Source organism: Pseudomonas sp. D3 (assembly GCF_029320995.1).
GTDB lineage: Bacteria > Pseudomonadota > Gammaproteobacteria > Pseudomonadales > Pseudomonadaceae > Aquipseudomonas > Aquipseudomonas paraveronii.
Genome location: NZ_CP119772.1, coordinates 2,337,340 through 2,356,652, shown reverse-complemented (window position 1 = coordinate 2,356,652; position 19,313 = coordinate 2,337,340). Strand labels below are relative to the sequence as shown.

The 19,313-nt window shown below is 61.9% G+C and carries 16 protein-coding genes; 12 read left to right on the top strand and 4 right to left on the bottom strand.

Annotated elements, in window-relative coordinates; translation table 11 throughout:
• The first annotated feature begins 85 nt into the window (after positions 1–85).
• Entirely contained in the window at positions 86–1,855 is a 1,770-nt protein-coding gene (locus P3S72_RS10880; RefSeq protein WP_276197328.1) for a bifunctional diguanylate cyclase/phosphodiesterase, read from the top strand.
• Here P3S72_RS10880 and P3S72_RS10875 read toward each other — a convergent pair.
• From P3S72_RS10875 to P3S72_RS10860, 4 genes are all read right to left on the bottom strand, one after another.
• Complete coding sequence (locus P3S72_RS10875; RefSeq protein WP_247404699.1) at positions 1,852–2,223, bottom strand: hypothetical protein; 372 nt, start codon at positions 2,221–2,223, stop codon at positions 1,852–1,854. The genes P3S72_RS10880 and P3S72_RS10875 overlap by 4 nt on opposite strands.
• Entirely contained in the window at positions 2,220–2,558 is a 339-nt protein-coding gene (locus tag P3S72_RS10870) for a helix-turn-helix domain-containing protein (RefSeq protein ID WP_276197327.1), read from the bottom strand. The genes P3S72_RS10875 and P3S72_RS10870 overlap by 4 nt, the downstream gene beginning before the upstream one ends.
• Before the next feature lie 92 nt (positions 2,559–2,650).
• Positions 2,651–3,109 (bottom strand): YkvA family protein, encoded by a 459-nt coding sequence (locus P3S72_RS10865; RefSeq protein ID WP_276197326.1) that lies wholly within the window; start codon positions 3,107–3,109, stop codon positions 2,651–2,653.
• 315 nt (positions 3,110–3,424) lie between these two features.
• The gene (locus P3S72_RS10860; protein WP_276197325.1) at positions 3,425–4,156 is read right to left on the bottom strand and encodes an FKBP-type peptidyl-prolyl cis-trans isomerase; all 732 of its coding nucleotides are present in this window, start codon (positions 4,154–4,156) and stop codon (positions 3,425–3,427) included.
• A gap of 247 nt (positions 4,157–4,403) precedes the next feature.
• On the opposite strand from P3S72_RS10860, the gene P3S72_RS10855 reads away from it, so the two are divergent.
• The 11 genes from P3S72_RS10855 (at position 4,404) to P3S72_RS10805 (ending at position 19,285) form a co-directional block, all read left to right on the top strand.
• Positions 4,404–6,215, top strand: coding sequence for a di-heme-cytochrome C peroxidase (locus P3S72_RS10855; RefSeq protein ID WP_276197324.1), 1,812 nt, complete (start codon positions 4,404–4,406; stop codon positions 6,213–6,215).
• On the top strand, positions 6,212–7,375 hold the full coding sequence (locus P3S72_RS10850; protein ID WP_276197323.1) for a catalase family protein: 1,164 nt from the start codon (positions 6,212–6,214) through the stop codon (positions 7,373–7,375). Before P3S72_RS10855 ends, P3S72_RS10850 begins: the two co-directional genes overlap by 4 nt.
• A gap of 599 nt (positions 7,376–7,974) precedes the next feature.
• The gene (gene kdpF, locus P3S72_RS10845) at positions 7,975–8,073 is read left to right on the top strand and encodes a K(+)-transporting ATPase subunit F (protein WP_074851717.1); all 99 of its coding nucleotides are present in this window, start codon (positions 7,975–7,977) and stop codon (positions 8,071–8,073) included.
• Positions 8,074–8,180: 107 nt separating this feature from the next.
• The gene (gene kdpA, locus P3S72_RS10840) at positions 8,181–9,887 is read left to right on the top strand and encodes a potassium-transporting ATPase subunit KdpA (protein WP_276197322.1); all 1,707 of its coding nucleotides are present in this window, start codon (positions 8,181–8,183) and stop codon (positions 9,885–9,887) included.
• A gap of 10 nt (positions 9,888–9,897) precedes the next feature.
• Entirely contained in the window at positions 9,898–10,557 is a 660-nt protein-coding gene (gene kdpC, locus P3S72_RS10835; RefSeq protein ID WP_276197321.1) for a K(+)-transporting ATPase subunit C, read from the top strand.
• A 12-nt stretch (positions 10,558–10,569) separates the two neighbouring features.
• Positions 10,570–12,639 (top strand): potassium-transporting ATPase subunit KdpB, encoded by a 2,070-nt coding sequence (gene kdpB, locus P3S72_RS10830; protein WP_276197320.1) that lies wholly within the window; start codon positions 10,570–10,572, stop codon positions 12,637–12,639.
• A gap of 130 nt (positions 12,640–12,769) precedes the next feature.
• The gene (locus tag P3S72_RS10825) at positions 12,770–15,421 is read left to right on the top strand and encodes a sensor histidine kinase KdpD (protein WP_276197319.1); all 2,652 of its coding nucleotides are present in this window, start codon (positions 12,770–12,772) and stop codon (positions 15,419–15,421) included.
• A complete protein-coding gene (locus P3S72_RS10820; protein ID WP_276197318.1) occupies positions 15,418–16,110 on the top strand; it encodes a response regulator in 693 nt (230 codons plus the stop codon). The genes P3S72_RS10825 and P3S72_RS10820 overlap by 4 nt, the downstream gene beginning before the upstream one ends.
• Positions 16,111–16,197: 87 nt before the next feature.
• Positions 16,198–16,968, top strand: a complete 771-nt coding sequence (locus tag P3S72_RS10815; RefSeq protein ID WP_276197317.1) for an APH(3')-II family aminoglycoside O-phosphotransferase — start codon at positions 16,198–16,200, stop codon at positions 16,966–16,968.
• Positions 16,969–17,314: 346 nt separating this feature from the next.
• A complete protein-coding gene (locus tag P3S72_RS10810; protein ID WP_276197316.1) occupies positions 17,315–18,328 on the top strand; it encodes a response regulator in 1,014 nt (337 codons plus the stop codon).
• A gap of 3 nt (positions 18,329–18,331) precedes the next feature.
• The gene (locus tag P3S72_RS10805) at positions 18,332–19,285 is read left to right on the top strand and encodes a diguanylate cyclase (RefSeq protein ID WP_276197315.1); all 954 of its coding nucleotides are present in this window, start codon (positions 18,332–18,334) and stop codon (positions 19,283–19,285) included.
• The last annotated feature ends 28 nt before the right edge of the window (positions 19,286–19,313 follow it).

Here is a 19,313-nt window from a genome sequence, read left to right as displayed (position 1 = left end):
CATATAGACATCATTCTGTCGTGAAATATAGGACCGCTGGCTCACCGCCTGCGGTCCTTTTTTTTCGATCGAGATCGAGATCGCCATGACCATGACCGAACAGCTGAATGCATTGGGCTCTATCCTGGCTCAAGGCAGTTTGCACAGCCTGTTCCAACCGATCATCAGCCTGTCCGAACGGCGCATCCTCGGCTACGAGGCCCTGAGCCGTGGCCCGTCCAACAGCCCACTGCACTCCCCCGTCGCCTTGTTTGCCGTGGCCAGGCATGCCGGGCGCCTCAGCGAACTGGAAATAGCCTGTCGCGAAAGCGCGTGTCGGCGGTTCAGCGCGCAGAAGTTGCCGGGCAAGCTGTTTCTCAACATCTCGCCGGAATCCCTGATGGAAACCGCGCACCAACCCGGCCGCACCCTGCAACTGCTGCGGGACTTCGGCATCCCACCGAGCCAGGTGGTGATCGAACTCACCGAGCAGACGCCCACCGACGATTTCGACCTGCTGCAAACCGCCCTGCATCACTACCGCGACATGGGTTTCGCCATCGCGCTCGACGACTTGGGCGCGGGGTATTCCAGCCTGCGCTTGTGGTCGGAACTGCGTCCGGACTACGTGAAGATCGATCGGCACTTTATCGACGGCATCCACCAGGACGCGCTCAAGCGCGAATTTGTCGGTTCTATCCTGCAGATCGCTCGGGCGTCGCGCGCCCAGGTGATTGCCGAAGGCATCGAGCTACCGGAAGAGTTGGCGGTGTTGACCGAGATGGGCGTCGATCTGGTCCAGGGTTACTTGCTCTGTCGTCCCCAAGAACACCCGTCGCAGGAAGCGCGCCTGATGCTACCCAAACCCGACAACGCCAACATTGCCCTCAGCGAAGAAGGCAGTGACCTCAGTGCCCTGCTCAACGAGCAGCCGGCAGTGGATCAGGACACCGCCACCGCCCTGGTGCTGGAGTCCTTCCGCCGCCAGGCCAACCTCAACTCCCTGGCAGTGCTGGATAGACACGGCCGGCCGGTCGGCATTGTGCATCGCCATTCGTTGTCCGACGCCCTGCTCAAGCCGTTCGCCACCGACCTGTTTGCGCGCAAGCCGATCAGCCGCTTGATGAGCGATGATTTTCTCGCGGTGGAGTTGAGCCAGTCCCTGCAACAGGTCAGCCGGCTGCTGACCAGTCGCGCCCGGCAACGCATCGAAGAAGACTTCATCATCACGCTGAACGGCGATTACCTCGGCCTGGGCCGGGTGATCGATGTGCTCAAGCTGATCACCGAGCTGAAGATCCAGCAGGCGCGCTACGCCAACCCGCTGACCCTGCTACCCGGCAACGTGCCGATCCAGCAATGCCTGACGCGGCTGTTGCAACAGCAACGCGAGTCGGTGATTTGCTACGTGGATATCGACAGCTTCAAGCCCTTCAATGACATCTATGGCTACGGGCGTGGCGACGAAGTGTTGCTGTGCCTGGCGCAATGCCTGAACGACCGGGTCGACCCCAGCCGCGACTTTGTCGGGCATATCGGCGGCGATGATTTTTTGCTGGTGCTCGGGCCGCAGGATTGGCGCAAACGGCTCAATCAACTGCTGGATGATTTCCACACCCAATGCCGACGCTTCTACCGCGCAGAACATCTGGACGCCGGCTGTTTTGTGGCCTCGAACCGCCAGGGTGTGCGCCAGGAATACGCACTGCTGTCGCTGTCCATCGGCGTGGTGCATTTGTATCCACAGGCCTGTGGACAACTCGATGCCAGCCAGTTGGCGGAGCTGGCATCCCAGGCCAAACACCATGCAAAGAATGTGGCCGGTTACAGCATCCATGTAATCGACAGCCTGGACATGCTGCCCCTGCCGGTTTAAGCCTCGGCGGATTCCGGATACTCGTACTCGAACACGCGCACCACTTCCGAAGCGTGCCAGGACGCGGCGGCCACGCCATCGGAAGGCCCGCAAAAGCGCCCCAGGCGCTCCACGCATTCAAAGAAACCGGTACGCGGCAGGCGGCTGGCGCCTTGGCTGATCACCAGGGAACTGCGCAATGGCTGCTCGGCTTTGGCGTCCAGCGCCGCCAGGTGTTCCAGGGCCGCAGTGAGTGTCTGCATCGCCGGCGTGGGAAATTGCAGGCGTTCCAACAGCGCACGGTAGGTCAGTAAGTGGCGCTGGCGGCGCGCCTGGTCCAGTTCGTTGAGTAACCCATCCCAGTGTTGACGGCTGATACGTAGGCTCAAGATTCATCCCTCCAACCTGCCACGCCCAATTCCCAGGCCAGGCTGCGACGGATCGCGGCATCCGGCTGGCGTTCACCCCTTTCGATCAATCCGAGGTACGAGGGGCTGATCCCCACGGTGCGGGCTAGGGTTTCGATGGCCAAGCCCTTGGCTTCGCGCAAGCCGCGCAGGTCTGCGAGCGGGTGCAGGTCCTGAGGAGGTGCGGCTTGGGCAGTAGAAGAAGGTACTGGCACGGGTTGCTGCTGACCGGCGGCTTTTAGCAGCGCCTGGTACTGATCCCATGGCAACACCGCGTACTCGGGCTCGCCATTCCGTGAAATTATCTGAATATCCATAACAGCCCCGTAGGATAACAACACTTACTAAGTAAGCACTTTCTTAGGAGTGTAATCCTAACAGCCACAAAGGTCGCAGGGGGATATCCGTGTCATGAGGCTTTTTGCGGGTTTTCCTGGGCCAGCAGCGCGGGCGTCGCCGGCAGGCGCTCAACCACGGCGAGCTTTTCCGGACGCTGTGCCTCCCGCCAGGCGCGAAAGGCGCTCAGTTCGGCGCTCAGGCTCTTCATGACCCAGGCCAGCACGGCGATGTCGTCGAGCATGCCGAATACCGGGATAAAGTCCGGTATCGCGTCGATCGGGCTGAGGAAATACATCAGTCCTGCCACGACCGACACCAGCGCCTTCGGGCTGATCGCCCGGTACTCGCCCCGCCAGTAGGCCAGGCATAGGGCCTGGAGCAACTTGAGGTCATCCTTGAGCTTGCCGAGGCGGTTGCCCTGGCTTGCGCCCTTGGCCGCCACGGCGAACAACAACGTCGGCAAGCGCCCACGCCCCAGCAGGCGCGCGGCCATGGGCAGGAAACGGGCGAAATTGAAGGGTGGTTTCATTCGGCACTCCAGTTCCATGGGTCAGAGAAGGTTATCCACACAAATTGTGGATAACCTTGTGAACAGAGCCTGTTTTCATGGCTGAAAGCCACGGTTTACAAGGCTCGTAGTCAGATCGGGCGTTTTTTGCGCACATCAAAAAAACCCAAGAATTCATTGACTTGGCGCTTGCGTCCGGCTACCCGCACTCGAGTCTTTTATCAGACTGTTGCAAGTGGCGGTTGTTCGTTTGGATTTGCACAGGCTGAGTGTGGAAGCACCCTGCACAAACAACAACGCCCCGTCGAGACGGGGCGTTGGGTGTTCAGGCGCCGATTACTTCTTGGCGGCTGGTGCGTCAGGGGCTTCAGCCTTGGCTGGGTCCTTGATGGCCAGCAGTTCCAGGTCGAATACCAGCACGGAGTTGGCCGGGATCGCCGGGCTCGGGCTCTGGGCACCGTAGGCCAGGTCGGATGGGATGTACAACTCGACCTTTTCGCCGACGTGCATCAGTTGCAGGCCTTCGACCCAACCCGGAATCACGCCGCTGACCGGCAGGTCAATCGGGCTGCCGCGATCCACGGAGCTGTCAAAGGTAGTGCCGTTGGTGAGCTTGCCGGTGTAGTGCACAGTGACCACGTCGGTCGGCTTAGGCTGAGGGCCGTCGGCTTTCTTGGTGATCTTGTACTGCAGGCCGGAAGCCGTGGTGACTACGCCATCTTTCTTGGCGTTGTCTTCGAGGAATTTCTTGCCGGCGGATGCCGACTCTTCGCTCATTTTGGTCATGCGTTCTTCAGCACGCTTCTGCAGTGCGGCAAACGCTTCAACCAGTTCGTCGTCTTTCAGCTTCTGCTCTTTCTTACCGACGGCATCTTCAATGCCCTGGGCTACCGCTTTGGAGTCCAGATCGTCCATGCCTTCTTGGGCAAGGCTTTTGCCCATGTTCAGGCCGATACCGTAGGAAGCTTTCTGCGCCGGGGTTTTCAGCTCTACGCTGGTCTGCGAATCACAACCCGCAAGTACCAGGCTAACCAGGGCCACCGCCGCCGCCAACCGATGCTGTTTCATGCTATTTCCTTGTTCATGCGCCAAAAGGGCAATCGAATAAAGTCGCGAGCTTATCAGGCGGCCACGACCAATGGCTACCGGCATCTGAGCAGGAAACTTCTGATAAGTTCACGTGTTTAAAAGCATTTTCATTCATGATGGACGCCCGCGACGGATCGCGGGACCGCCTGTCCGCAGGACCATGGCCACTTGCCGCACCCGTGGCGTAGTGGCATAACAACGCAATCACTCGACAAGGATAGTTATCTTGCGCATTTTTTCCCGTGTTTTACTGCTGATCCTCGCCCTGCTGGGCCTGATCCTGGCAGTGGTGCTCTATTACACCGCCAACCCCAGGCTGCCGGACTACGTCCCCGTGGAGCACGTGCATTACCAGGATCAATGGAGTGCCGCCGACCGCCAGACCTACTACTTCACGCCCCAGGGCACCCAGGTAAAAGGCCTGCATTACGACTGGTTCACCGCGCTGGAACTGCCGTTTTCCGAACAGCGCTTCGCCACGCCGGAGTACCTGGCACGCTTCGGTTTCCTGATCGACCCCAGGCAAGTGCCCAGCCCACAAAACCCCGGCAACCTGCCGGTCGGCTTCGCCCGGCACAAGAACGCCGGCAGCAACACCGAATACCTGGACATCACCTGCGCCGCCTGCCACACCGGCGAACTGCATTTCAACGGCCAGGCCTTGCGCATCGACGGCGGTTCGGCCCAGCACGTGCTGCCCTCCAGCGTGCCGACCTTGCGCGGCGGCAGTTTCGGCCAGGCCCTGGTGGCCAGCCTCGCCGCGACGTATTACAACCCGTGGAAATTCGAACGCTTCGCCCGCCAGGTGCTCGGCCACGATTACGATGACCACAATGAAGACCTGCTGCGCCAAGACTTCAAACAGTCGCTGAACCAGTTCATCAAAGTCGCCTGGAACGATACCCACCGTGGCCTCTACCCCACCGAGGAAGGCCCGGGGCGCACCGATGCCTTCGGCCGCATCGCCAACGCCAGCTTTGGCGACGCGATTTCCCCGGAGAATTACCGAATTGCCAACGCGCCTGTGGACTACCCGCAGTTGTGGGATATCTGGACGTTCGACTGGGTGCAATGGACCGGTTCGGCGCAACAACCGATGGCCCGCAATATCGGCGAAGCCCTCGGTGTGGGGGCGACTCTGGACTTCTTCGACAGCGCCGGCCAGCCGCTTCAGGGCGACGCACGCTACCCGTCGAGCGTGCGGGTGCGCGACCTGAACCTGATCGAAGAAACCCTGCAGCGCCTCAAGCCGCCGACCTGGCCGGAAGACCTGTTCGGCGCCATCGACAAGCCCCTCGCCGCCCAGGGCCGCACGCTGTTCGCCGAAAACTGCGCCGGCTGCCATGTGCCGGCCGTCACCCAGCAAAATGGCCGCCCGGTGCAACAACTGAAAATGCTCCCGGTGGACTACATCGGCACCGACCCCAGCACCGCCAGCAATATCGCCGACCAGCGCTATGACCTCAGCGCCTTGAAGTGGGACCCGGCAGAATTGGCCCAGTTGAACGTCGAGTTGCACCCCACGCCCACCGAACCGCTGGACCTGAAAAAAATCTCCGTGGCCAAGGGGCTGGCCTACGTCACCGCGTTCGTTGAGGACCACGCCTACCGCGCCGCCGGCGTCACCCCGGCCGAGCGCCCGCGCCTGGACGGTTACGGCCTGCCCATCGGCGTGCGCGAGTTGCGCGCCTACAAAGCGCGGCCGCTGGCCGGCGTGTGGGCCACCCCGCCGTTTTTGCACAACGGCTCGGTGCCGACGATTTACCAGTTGCTCTCGCCCCAGGACGAGCGCAACACCACCTTCTATAAAGGCACCTTCAACTACGACCCGCGCCACCTGGGCTTTGAGACCGGCGCGTTCAACAATGCCTTCCTGTTCGATACGCGCATCACCGGCAACCACAACAGCGGCCATGAATTCCGCGCTGGCCAACGTGGCAACGGCGTCATCGGCCGCGGCTTGTTGCCGCAGGAACGCTGGGCACTGCTGGAATACCTCAAAGTCCTCGGCGGCCCGCTGGAGCAACAACTGCCATGATTATCCACTCGCACAACTCGCAACCTTCCATGCTCGCTCGCCTGTGGCTGCGCCTCGGCGCCGTGCTCGGCAAAACCCTGCTATGGCTGACGGCCCTTGGCCTGCTCGGCTGGCTGGCGGCCACCGCTTGGTACGCCTGGCAGCACAGCGGCCCGGTGTCGCCGGACGAGCAGATCCCGTCCGGTGAAGCGGCAATGACCCAGGGCATTATCCAGACGGCAGTGCGTATCGTTGACCAACACCGCGAAGGCACGCGTTACCTACGCGATGCCCATGCCAAGGCCCACGGTTGCGTGAAGGCCGAAGTCAAGGTGCTGGCCGACCTCGACCCCGCACTGCGCCAGGGTGTCTTTGCCGAACCGGGCAAGACCTGGCAAGCCATGATGCGGCTGTCCAACGGCAACGCCTACCCGCAATTCGACAGCATCCGCGATGCGCGCGGCATGGCCATCAAGCTGCTCGACGTGCCGGGCACACAGTTGCTCGCCGACCAGCAAGCACGGGCCGAGCAGGACTTTGTGATGTTCAGCCACCCGAACTTCTTTGTCAGCAACGTGGCCGAGTACGCGCAGAACATCGGCGCCCAGGCGGACGGCAAGAAAGTCCTGGCGTTTTTCCCCAAGCTCGACCCCCGCAGTTGGCAGGTGCGCCACCTGTTCATCGCCCTGGCGACCCTGGCCCCCGCACCGGCCAGCCCGACCCAGACCACGTACTTTTCCGTCTCGCCCTACAAGTTCGGCGCAGCCAACGCCAAGTTCCGCGTCGCGCCCGACCCGCAGAACTGCCCGGACTATGTGCTGCCCAAACAGAATCAGGACCTGCCGAACTTCCTGCGCAGCGCCCTGAACCAGCAACTGTCCACCGACCGCGTGCCCGCGTGTTTCGTGCTGCAGATCCAGCGACAGAACCCGCAGAAGTTCATGCCGATCGAAGACACCAGCATCGAATGGAAAGAAAGCGATGCGCCCTATGAAACCGTGGCCAGGGTGAAGATCCCCGCTCAGGATTTCGATACGCCGGCGTTGAACCTGGCATGCGACAACCAGTCGTTCAACCCGTGGTTCGGGCTGGAAGCGCACCGTCCCATCGGCGGGATCAATCGGTTGCGTAAAGCGGTGTATGAGGCAGTCAGCGATTACCGGCACAGCCGCAACTTGTAAGGCCGGGGGCTGTGTGGGAGGGGGCTTGCTCCCGATGGCGGTGGGTCAGTTATAAATAAGCTGACGGTTTCACCGCCATCGGGAGCAAGTCGAATCGTCGCACCGCCCCTCCCACATTCAGAGTTCATTACATCAGGCAGATGCTGTGTTGTTCTGCTTTTCGTAAAGAGTTCGTATAGTTTGCCGATTCGCCATAACGATTACGTTGCCTCTATTGAGTCACTAAGCCCGAACACTTTACCGTCACTTCCTACCCCCAAACACCCGTAGGAAGTCATCGTGGAAAGTTCAACTTTAGGCATGCTCGTCCTGTCAATGATTGCGCTCTTCGGCACCGCCGCGTTTTGCTTCGAACACCTCTCTACCCGTAGCGAGAAGAAAAAGAAAGCCAAATAAGCGGCGCGTCAACATCAGCAGAACCCCAGTTTTCAAAGGGATACCCGGGCGGCGGGCTATCCCTTTTTTTCGTTCGCCCCGGATAAAGCCGTCTATATACCGTCTTAATACCGCCACCTGTAATCAGTGCCTGGGCTTGATACCCCAGCGATTAACCTCCCCGCGTCCGCCATTGCGGCTTATTCATTCAGGGGAGTTACACCGTGCTCACACTCACGTTCATTTATATCGCCAGCGGCCTCTGCGCCGTGGGGCTGTTCGCTTACTTGGGCTACGCCCTTATTCGCGCAGAAAAATTCTAGGGAGTTCGCCATGTACGACCTGATGTTTATTGGCCTTTCCCTGGTGTTTTTTGTTGCGACTGCCATGGCCATTGTCGCCATGGGCAAGATTTGAACGGAGCCACGACATGTTAAGCACGCTGCTGGAATTTGCGCTGGTCCTGGGGGTAATGACGGGACTCGCAGTACTGATGGGCAAATGGCTGACCCGGGTGTTCACCGGGGCTCACCATGCCTTGCCGGAACGTTATACCTATCGCCTGCTGGGCATTGACCCACGGGAAACCATGGGCTGGGCCCGCTACGGTTCGGCGCTGTTGTTGTCGAACGCGGCGATGATGCTGCTCGGCTATGTGGTCCTGCGCCTGCAGGCGGTGATGCCGATCAACCCGTTGGGGCTGGCCGCACAAACGCCGGACCTGGCGTTCAACACCACCGTTTCCTTTATTACCAACACCAACTGGCAGGCGTACTCGGGCGAGAGCAGCCTGTCGAACTTCAGCCAGATGGCGGTCATCACCTTTCTGATGTGCGTCGGCGCCACCTCCGGGGTGGTCGCCGCAGCCGGTTTCATTCGCGGTTTGAGCCGCTCCAGCTCGGGCGATATCGGCAACTTTTGGGTCGACTTCACTCGCACGCTCTACCGCGTGATGCTGCCGCTGTGCGTGGGTATGGCGCTGGTGTATGTCTGGCAGGGCATGCCGCAGACCTTCGCCTCCCAGGTCTTGGCCACAACGCTGGAAGGCGCGCAGCAACAGTTGATTGTCGGCGCGGTGGCCAGCTTTGAATCGATCAAGCACATCGGCACCAACGGCGGCGGTTTCTTCAGCATGAACGCCGCGCACCCGTTCGAAAACCCGACGCCGCTGACCAACGCGCTGCACATCCTCAGCATGTTGCTGATCCCTTCGGCGTTGACCTACACCTTTGGCAGCATGCTGTTGCAACGTCGCCAGGGCTGGGTGTTTTTCGGCACCTTCCTGGTGATGTTCATCGGCTTCCTCGCACTGGTCTACGGCGCCGAGCAAAACGGCAACCCGCTGCTGACCCAGGCCGGCGCCAACCAGAGCCTGTCGCTGGAACAAAGCGGCGGCAACATGGAAGGCAAGGAACTGCGCTTCGGCATCGCCGACAGCAGCCTGTTCATCGCCACCACCACAGCGGCGACCACCGGTTCGGTCAACACCATGCACGACTCGTTGACCCCCATGGGCGGTTTCGTGCCCCTGGCGCAGATGATGCTCAACTGCGTGTTCGGCGGCGACGGCGTGGGCTTTATCAACCTGATCCAATACGCCCTGCTGACGGTGTTCCTGGTGGGCATGATGATCGGCCGCAGCCCCGAGTTCCTCGGCAAGAAAATCGAGGCACGGGAGATGAAACTGGTGATGCTCTCGGTGCTCGCGCACCCCATCAGCATCCTCGGTTTCACCGCCCTCGCCGCCCTGTGGCCCGACACCCTGGCCAGCCTGAACAACCTCGGCCCCCACGGTTTCAGCGAGGTGCTCTACGCCTACACCTCCGGCACCGCCAACAACGGCTCGGCCTTCGCCGGCTTGAACGCGAATACGCCGTTCTTCAACACCACCATCGGCCTGGCGATGTTGATCGGGCGCTTCTTCACCCTGCTGCCGATGCTCGCCGTGGCCGGTTCCCTGGCAATGAAAAAAACCGTACCTGCCGGTGCCGGCACCATTCCCACCGCGACCCCGCTGTTCATGCTGCTGGTGGTGTTCGTGGTGCTGGTGGTCGGCGGCCTGACCTTTTTGCCGGCGCTCGCGCTCGGCCCGCTGGTGGAGCAACTGCAGTTGCTGTCCGGCCAGACGTACAACTGAGGACACGTGGATGACGACTCAATCGATATTCAAAGGGCTGTTGCGCCCGGTGCTGGTTTCGGCGGTGTTTTTCATGCTGTTGACGGGGTTCGCCTACCCGGCGTTCACCACCGTGACCGCACAAATGATGTTCCCGTTCCAGGCCCGTGGCTCGCTGATTGAACGCGACGGCCTGGTCATGGGCTCGGCCCTGATCGGCCAACACTTCACCCGGCCGGAGTACTTCCATGGCCGCCCGAGCATGACCCTCGGCGCCGACCCGCAAGACCCGAGCAAAAGCGTGTCGCAGCCGTACAACGCCGGTTCCAGCGGCGCCAGCAACCTGGGGCCGACCAGCCAGAAACTACTGGACCAGGTCGCCGCACGCGTCCACGCCTATCGCCAGGACAACGGCCTGGGCGCAGACGCCCAGGTGCCAGTGGACGCAGTCACCGCTTCCGCTTCAGGCCTCGACCCACATATCTCGCTGGCCAATGCGCGGCTGCAACTGCCACGGGTGGCGCGCCTGCGGCAGATCCCCGAAGCCGAGTTGCTGCAACTGGTCGACCAACACACCCGTGCGCGCACCTTCGGCCTGCTCGGCGAACCACGGGTCAATGTGCTGCAACTCAACCTTGCGCTAGACGCCCGCCTGCCATCGCGTCAGCCCCCTATTGCGGCCAGTGAGTAAGAGATTTCCCTCATGAAGAATGCTCGTTTACCTCTGTTTGATCGCACCATCGTGCTCACCGCGTGTGGGGATGCGCTGAAGAAACTGCTGCCCCAGGCGCAATGGAAAAACCCGGTGATGTTCGTGGTTTACCTGGGCAGCATCCTCACCACCCTGCTGTGGTTCCAGTCCCTGGGTGGCCAGGGTGAAGCGCCCAGCGGTTTTATCCTCAGCATCACCTTGTGGCTGTGGTTCACCGTGCTGTTCGCCAACTTCGCCGAGGCCTTGGCCGAAGGTCGCAGCCGGGCCCAGGCGGCCAGCCTGCGTGGGATGAAGCGCCAGACGTTGGCCAAGTTGCTGCAACAACCCCAGCATGGCAGCGCCTGGTTACCGCTCGAAGCCAGCCTGCTGCGCAAGGACAGCGTGGTGCTGATCGAAGCCGGCGACCTGGTGCCGCTCGATGGCGTGGTGATTGAAGGCGTGGCGTCGGTGGACGAAAGCGCGATCACCGGCGAATCGGCGCCGGTGATTCGCGAGGCCGGTGGCGACTTTTCCTCGGTCACCGGCGGCACACGCGTGCTGTCGGACTGGCTGGTGGTGCGTATCAGCGTCAACCCCGGCGAGTCGTTTCTGGACCGCATGATCTCGATGGTCGAATCGGCCAAGCGCCAGAAGACCCCGAACGAAGTGGCCCTAAACATCCTACTGGTGGGCCTGACCCTGTTGTTCCTGCTGGTGATCGCCACGCTCAGCCCTTACTCGATCTTCGCCGTGGCCATGAGCGGCAGCGGCAGTGTGGTCAGCGCCACGGTGCTGGTGGCGTTGCTGGTGTGCCTGATCCCCACCACCATCGGCGGCCTGCTCTCGGCCATCGGCGTGGCGGGCATGAGCCGGATGATGTCGGCCAATGTCATCGCCACCTCCGGGCGCGCGGTCGAAGCGGCGGGCGACGTCGACGTGTTGCTGCTGGACAAGACCGGCACCATCACCCTGGGCAACCGTCAGGCCAGCAGCTTTTTGCCGGCGCCGGGGATAAAAGAGGCCGAGTTGGCAGACGCCGCGCAACTGGCGTCCCTGGCCGATGAAACCCCGGAAGGCCGCAGCATCGTGGTATTGGCCAAACAGAAGTTCGACATCCGCGCGCGGGACATCAACCAGCTCGGCGCCAGCTTTGTCCACTTCACCGCGCAAACCCGCATGAGCGGCGTCGACCTGCCCGAAGGCCGGGCGATTCGCAAGGGCGCGGCGGACGCGATTCGCAACCATATCGAGGCTTTGGGCGGCAGTTTTCCGACAGCCTTGCAGGCCAAGGTCGATGAAGTCGCGCGGCGCGGCAGCACGCCGCTGGTGGTCAGTGACGGCGCCAAGGCGCTGGGTGTGGTGGAACTCAAGGACGTGGTCAAGGGCGGCATCAAGGAGCGCTTCGCCGAGTTGCGGCGCATGGGCATCAAGACCGTGATGATCACCGGCGACAACCGCCTGACCGCCGCCGCCATTGCGGTGGAGGCTGGCGTGGATGACTTCCTCGCCGAGGCCCGCCCGGAAGACAAACTGCAATTGATCCGCGACTACCAGGCCCAGGGCAAGCTCGTGGCCATGACCGGCGACGGCACCAACGACGCACCGGCGCTGGCCCAGGCTGACGTGGCGGTGGCGATGAACAGCGGCACCCAGGCCGCCAAAGAAGCCGGCAACATGGTCGACCTCGACAGCAACCCGACCAAGCTGATCGAAGTGGTCGAGGTCGGCAAACAGATGCTGATGACGCGCGGCGCCCTCACCACCTTCAGCGTGGCGAATGACGTGGCGAAGTACTTCGCAATCATCCCGGCGGCGTTTGTCGCGACCTATCCACAGCTCGGCGCATTGAACGTGATGCACCTGACCAGCCCCAACTCGGCGATTCTCAGTGCGGTGATTTTTAACGCGCTGATCATTGTTGCGCTGATTCCACTGGCCCTGCGCGGCGTGACTTACCGCGCGATCGGCGCGGCGGCGTTGCTCAACCGCAACCTGCTGATCTATGGCCTGGGCGGGGTGCTGGTGCCGTTTGCCGGGATCAAGCTGATCGACCTGTTGCTGACGGGGTTGGGCCTCGTATAACGCGCCAACCACTGTAGGAGCGAGCTTGCTCGCGAAGGGCGTTAACGCTAACGCGGGAAACCTGACACCCAGCGGCACCCTCAGGTTTTTCGCGAGCAAGCTCGCTCCTACAGACAACCAGAGGAATGACATGCCCGCCTTAAACGACGAACGCCCCGACCCCGACGCCCTGCTGGCCCGGGTACAACAGGAAGAACAGGCCGCCTTGCGCGGCAAATTGCGTATCTACTTCGGCTCCAACGCCGGGGTGGGCAAGACCTGCGCCATGCTCGCTGCAGCGCAACGCGAAGTCGCCCTGGGCCGCGACCTGCTGGCCGGGGTGGTGGAAAGCCACGGCCGCACAGAAACCGCCGAGCTGCTGCATGGCCTGGAACAACTGCCCCGCGCCGCGCTGCAGCATCGCGAGTTCGCACTCAGTGAATTCGACCTCGACGCCGCCCTGCGCCGCCACCCCGCCGTGGTGCTGGTGGACGAACTGGCCCACAGCAACGTGCCCGGCTCGCGCCACCCCAAACGCTGGCAAGACGTGGAAGAACTGCTCAGCGCCGGCATCGATGTCTGGACCACCCTCAACGTCCAACACCTGGAAAGCCTGAATGACCTGGTCAGTGGGATCATCGGCATCCGCGTGCGGGAAACCGTGCCCGACCATGTGTTCGACAACGCCCACGAAGTGGTGGTGATCGACCTGCCGCCGGACGATCTGCTGCAACGCCTCAAGGACGGCAAGGTGTACCTGGGCCCGGCAGCCGCGCGTGCGTCGCAAAATTTTTTCCGCAAGGGCAACCTGCTGGCGCTGCGCGAGCTGACACTGCGGCGCACCGCCGACCGGGTCGACGCGCAGATGCGCGTGTACCGCCGCGAACAATCGATCAAGACCCTGTGGCCGGCCCGCGAACGGCTGCTGGTCGGCGTGGCCGGTGACGCCGGCGATGAACGCCTGGTGCGTGAAGCGGCGCGCCTGGCGCAAAAACTGGAAGCGGACTGGATTGTCGTCCACGTCGCTTCGGCCCAAGGGCGCGGCGCCAAGCGCTACCTGAACGCAATGAAAACCCTGGCCCTGGCCAGCGAATTCGGCGCCGACACGGCCACACTGCCGGGCATGGACGTCGCCGAAGCCCTGGTTGCCTGCGCCCGCGAGCACAACGCCAATCGCCTGGTACTCGGCCATCATCCGCGCCGCAGGTGGCAGTTCTGGCATCAGTCGGTCAGCGACCGGATCAGCCGCCACCATCCGCAAATCGATCAGATCGTGATCGCCCACGGCCTGCTGCCGGGCAAGCCCGCCGCGCTCGAAAAACCCACGGCACGGCCCGGCACTCGACTGGCCTACGTCTGGGCCAGCCTCGCCTGTTTCGCCGCCAGCGCCGTCGCCGCCCTGCTGTTGCAGGTGTTCGACCTGGCCAACGTGGTCATGCTGTTTTTGCTCACGGTCGTGCTGGTTGCGCTGCGCTATGGACGCGGCCCCGGCGTGTGGGCCGCGATGCTCGCGGTGCTGTGTTTTGACTTCTTTTTCGTACAGCCGCGCTATTCATTCACCGTCAACGACACCCAGTATTTTTTCACCTTTGCGTTGATGCTCGGCATCGCCCTGATCACCGGCCAACTCACCGCGCGCCTGCGCCACGAAGCGCGCACCGCCGCCGCGCGCGAACGCCGCGCAACCTCCCTGGCGCGCTTGGCCCGCGACCTGTCGGCCGCGCTGACCGTGGAGCACATCAGCGAAGTCGCGCTACGCACCTTCAGCGGCGTCTTCGAAGCACGGGTCGGCCTGGCCTTGCCGGACGCCGCCGATGGCGTACACAGCGTCAGCGCGGGCGGGTTGCCGATCGACGACAGCATCGCCCAATGGACCTACGACCACGGCCACCCCGCCGGCCACGGCACCGACACCCTGTCGGCGGCCAAGGGCTGCTATTTGCCGCTCAAAGCGCCGATGCGCGTGCGCGGTGTGCTGGTGCTGGAACTGGCCCAGAGCGAACGCTTGAACGATCCGCAGGAACGCCGCCTGCTGGAAGCCTGCATGAGCCAGTTGGCGATTGCGCTGGAGCGCGTGCATTTCGTTGAAGTGGCGCAAAGCACGTTGGTGCAGATGGAAGGCGAAAAAATGCGCAACACCCTGCTCGCGGCAATTTCCCACGACCTGCGCACACCGCTGACCACGCTGATCGGCGCCGCCGACACCGCCCTGCCCCACGCCCCGCCGGGGCCACTGACCGAACTGCTGCACGGCATTCACGAACAAGCCACGTCCATGCAGCGCCTGATCGAAAACCTGCTGGACATGGCACGCATGCAAGAGCGCGGCGTGCGCCTGAACCGCCAATGGCACTCGCTGGAAGAAATCGTCGGCAGCGCACTGCGCCAATTGCGCGAGCCATTGGCGCAGCACCGCGTAAACACCACACTCGACGCGCACTTGCCGCTGGTGGAAGTCGACGCGCTGCTGATCGAGCGGGTGCTGGTCAACCTGCTGGACAACGCCGCCAAGTACACCCCGCCGGGCACGCTCATCAGCGTGGCCGCCAGCCAGGTCGGCGAGAGCATTGTGCTGGAGGTCAGCGACACCGGCCCAGGTAGCGCCCCGGCCAATCTGTTCGAACCCTTCACGCGCGGCCAGCAGGAATCGTCCGTCGCCGGCATCGGCCTGGGCCTGGCGCTGGCCAAACGCATCGTCGAGGCCCACGGCGGACGCATCGACGCCAACCCCGGCCGCGTGTGCGGCATGCATTTCATCATCACGCTACCGGCGGGCACCCCGCCATCCATGGAATTCCTATGAGCACTGCACGCATTCTGATTGTTGAAGACGAGGCCAACATCCGCCGCTTTGTCGGCATTGCCCTGCAAGATGAAGGTTTTCAGGTGTTCGAGGCCGACAGCGTCAAACGTGCGCTGATCCATGCCGCCAGCCGTCAGCCGGACCTGGTGATCGTCGACCTCGGCTTGCCGGATGGCGATGGCAAACAACTCATCAGCGAGCTGCGCGGCTGGCTCGCGGTGCCGATCCTGGTGCTGTCGGCGCGTGACCGCGAAGAAGAAAAAGTCGCCGCCCTGGACGCGGGTGCCGATGACTACCTGACCAAGCCGTTCGGCGTGCCCGAGCTACTGGCACGCATCCGCGCCCAACTGCGCCGGCATGGGCAGACCGGCACCGTGGTGGCGACCAGCAAGGTGACGTTTGGCGAGATCGAGGTCGACCTGGCCACCCATGAAGTGTCGCGCTCGGGCCAGCCGGTACACCTGACGCCCATTGAATACCGCCTGCTCTGCGCGATGATTCGCGGTCAGAGCCGAGTACTGACTCACCGGCAACTGCTGCTGGAAGTGTGGGGCCTGGATTACGTCGACCGCGCCCACTACCTTCGCGTGCATATGGCGCATTTGCGGCAAAAGCTGGAGGAGGACCCGGCGCAGCCGCAGTACTTCATTACCGAGTTGCAGGTGGGCTACCGGCTGGTGGGGTGGTGAACAGGCGTGCGGCGGCGAAGTCCAGGAACATCGCCGCCATTGCGTCTTGAGTTGGCAGCGATCCGAGGAAAATGGAAAAATGCCAGCATGAATATTCCAAGAAAGTGGCGTGAGCAATTCCCCTTCGCGCTCATCGAACCCCAAACCATTGGCGAGTCCGGCGCCAATGTCTTTCGCCTGCGCGGTGGTGAGCTCGGGGATTTGTTCCTGAAATCAGAGCCCATCGGGCCTTTGGAGGAACTGGCGGGCGAGATCGAGCGGCTGCGCTGGCTCCAGCAATGCTACGTGCCCGGGCCAACCGTGCTCGATGTGCTGAGCGAAAACCATCGGCGCTGGCTGCTGATGAGCGCCGTCCCGGGACACGATCTGGCCAGCGACGGCCACTTGTCTGCGCTTGAAGTCATTGCCATCGTGGCGAATGCACTGCGTACCCTGCACCAGATACCCGTTACACGATGCCCCTTCGACCACTCACTGGAACAACGCATAGCGGTCGCGAGCCAGCGTGTCCGAGCCGGCGAGGTGGATGAGACTGACTTCGACGATGAGCGCCTGGGCCGGACGGCCGCCGACGTGTTCGCCGAGTTGCTGTCGACGCGGCCCAGCACCCATGACTTGGTCGTGACCCACGGCGATGCGTGCCTGCCGAACTTCATGGCTGAAGGGAATCGTTTCAGTGGTTTTATCGATTGTGGTCGCCTGGGTGTCAGTGACCGCTACCAGGACCTTGCGCTGGCCGCGCGAAGCATCGCGCGTAATTGCGGGCCTGAGTGGGTGGCGCCTTTCTTTGACCAGTACGGCGTCAAGCCCGATGAACAGCGCATTGCGTTCTACTGCTTGCTGGACGAACTCTTCTAACCCGTGCAGGCCGTTGATGTACGCCTACTCCTCAACTGAAAATGTGCGCACCGCAGCGTCTTGATGCAATGCCCGAGCGTCTATCGGAACCTCACATTATCAAACTCAACCGTGCGCACGATGACCCGGTGTAATCGAAGCATCTGGACATGCAAGCAGACGTTCGGGGTGTTCAGCGCCCCTAGTGAAAACTTGGATCACTTCATCATTCGTGAGGCGCCGGGGTTGGCGGGCCGATAGTGACTGGCTCGGCTGTCGCGCTCAATAAAGCCCTGTTTAATAAGGTGGTATTGGCATGCTTATGGGGCATGATGGGCCGCAGTGCTTTGCCTGATATTCAACGCCGATGAGTGCCAATCTTTTGTCAGTGATTCCCCTACTAGTATGTGACGACTCCATCATGGCCCGTAAGCAGGTATTACGGGCTCTACCGGCGGACTGGCCGGTTTCGGTCACAGAGGCGGGGAATGGGCGCGAGGCCATGGATGCCATACGCAGGGGTTTGGGGCAGGTGGTGCTGCTCGACCTGACCATGCCGGAAATGGATGGTTATCAGGTATTGAGCGCCTTACGCGCGGAAGGATTGAAGGCGCAAGTCATCGTGATCTCCGGCGACATTCAGGAAGAAGCGGTGCGCCGCGTGCTTGAGCTGGGCGCGCTGGCGTTCCTGAAAAAGCCTTTCGACGAAAGCGAGCTGCGCCAGACACTCAGTCAGTTGGGGCTCCTGACAGAACCCGGCAACGCGTCGCCGGGGAATCGTCGGATAGCGAACACGGCCATCAGTTTTCACGATGTGTTCCGCGAAACGATCAACGTTGCCATCGGCCGGGCGGCCGCCCTGATAGCCAAGGTGTTGGGCGTCTTTGTGCAGTTGCCAGTACCGAACGTGAACATACTCGAAGTCGGCGAGTTGCACATGGCGCTGACCGATGCCAGCAGTTGCAACGAACTCACAGCCATTTGCCAGGGTTTTATCGGCAGTGGCATCGCTGGCGAAGCCCTGCTGATGTTTCACGACTCGGAAATCACCGACATAGCGCAATTGATGAAGCGCCACAGCAGCGACTATTCGGACATGGAAATGCTGCTAGACCTCTCCAGCGTTCTGATCGGTGCCTGCCTGAGCAGCATTGCCGAACAGATCGATGTGGTGTTTTCTCAAGGTCACCCGCAGATCCTCGGCCAGCACGCAAGCATCGATGAGCTGATCCAGGTCAACCGCAAGCGCTGGAAAAAGACCCTGGCCGTGGAAATCAGCTACAGCCTGGAAGGGCACGATATTCGTTTCGACCTGTTGTTGCTGTTCACAGAAGACTCAATCGAACGATTGACCCACAAACTCGCCTACTTGACGAACTAAGCCATGAACGATTCTCTCGATCTGAACGAGTTTCACTGGTTGCTGGCAATCGTCCAGAACATCGACGTCGGTGTTGTGGTGCTCGACCGCAACTATTGCGTGCAGGTCTGGAACACCTTCATGGAGAACCGCTCCGGGTTGCAGCCCAAGGACGCCCAAAATCAGAATTTCTTGAGTCTGTTTCCCGAAATCGACCCGCAATGGTTCAGCCGCAAGGTGGAAAGCGTCGCGACCCTGGGCACACCCGCGTTCACTATCTGGGAGCAGCGCCCGTATCTGGTGCGGTTCAAGAACTACCAGCCGATCACCGGCCAGGAAGAGTTCATGTACCAGAACACCACGTTGTTACCGCTGCGCTCCACCGACGGCAAAATCAAGCATATTTGCCTGGTGATCTATGACGTCACTGACGTCGCCACCAACCGGCATCAACTCCAGGCCGCCAATGCGCAATTGCAGCAACTCTCCAGGACCGATCGGCTGACGGGCTTGTACAACCGCGGTTACTGGGAAGAAAGCCTGAAAGGCGCCTATGCGCGGCACCAGCGTTATGGCAATGCCACCAGCCTGGTGATGCTGGATATCGACAATTTCAAGCGGATCAACGACACCTATGGTCACCTGGCGGGCGACAAGGTCATCGAAGAAATCGCCAGGCTGATCCATGAACATGCGCGCGAAACCGATATGGCTGGGCGTTATGGCGGTGAAGAGTTCGCCGTGGTGCTATCGGACACCGATAAAACCAATGGATGGGTGTTCGCCGAGCGTCTGCGTAAGGCAGTCGAAGGGCTGGAAGTGCTGCACAACGGCCAGAGCATCCGTTTCACCATCAGCCTGGGGGTGGCCGACCTGAGCCAGCCCTCGATCAACTATGCCGACCTGATCGCCTGGGCGGACCATGCGCTGTTTGCGTCGAAGAAGGCCGGGCGCAATCGGGTGTCGGTGTATGAGTAGCGTGATCGTAGTGCCTGGTTTTACGACG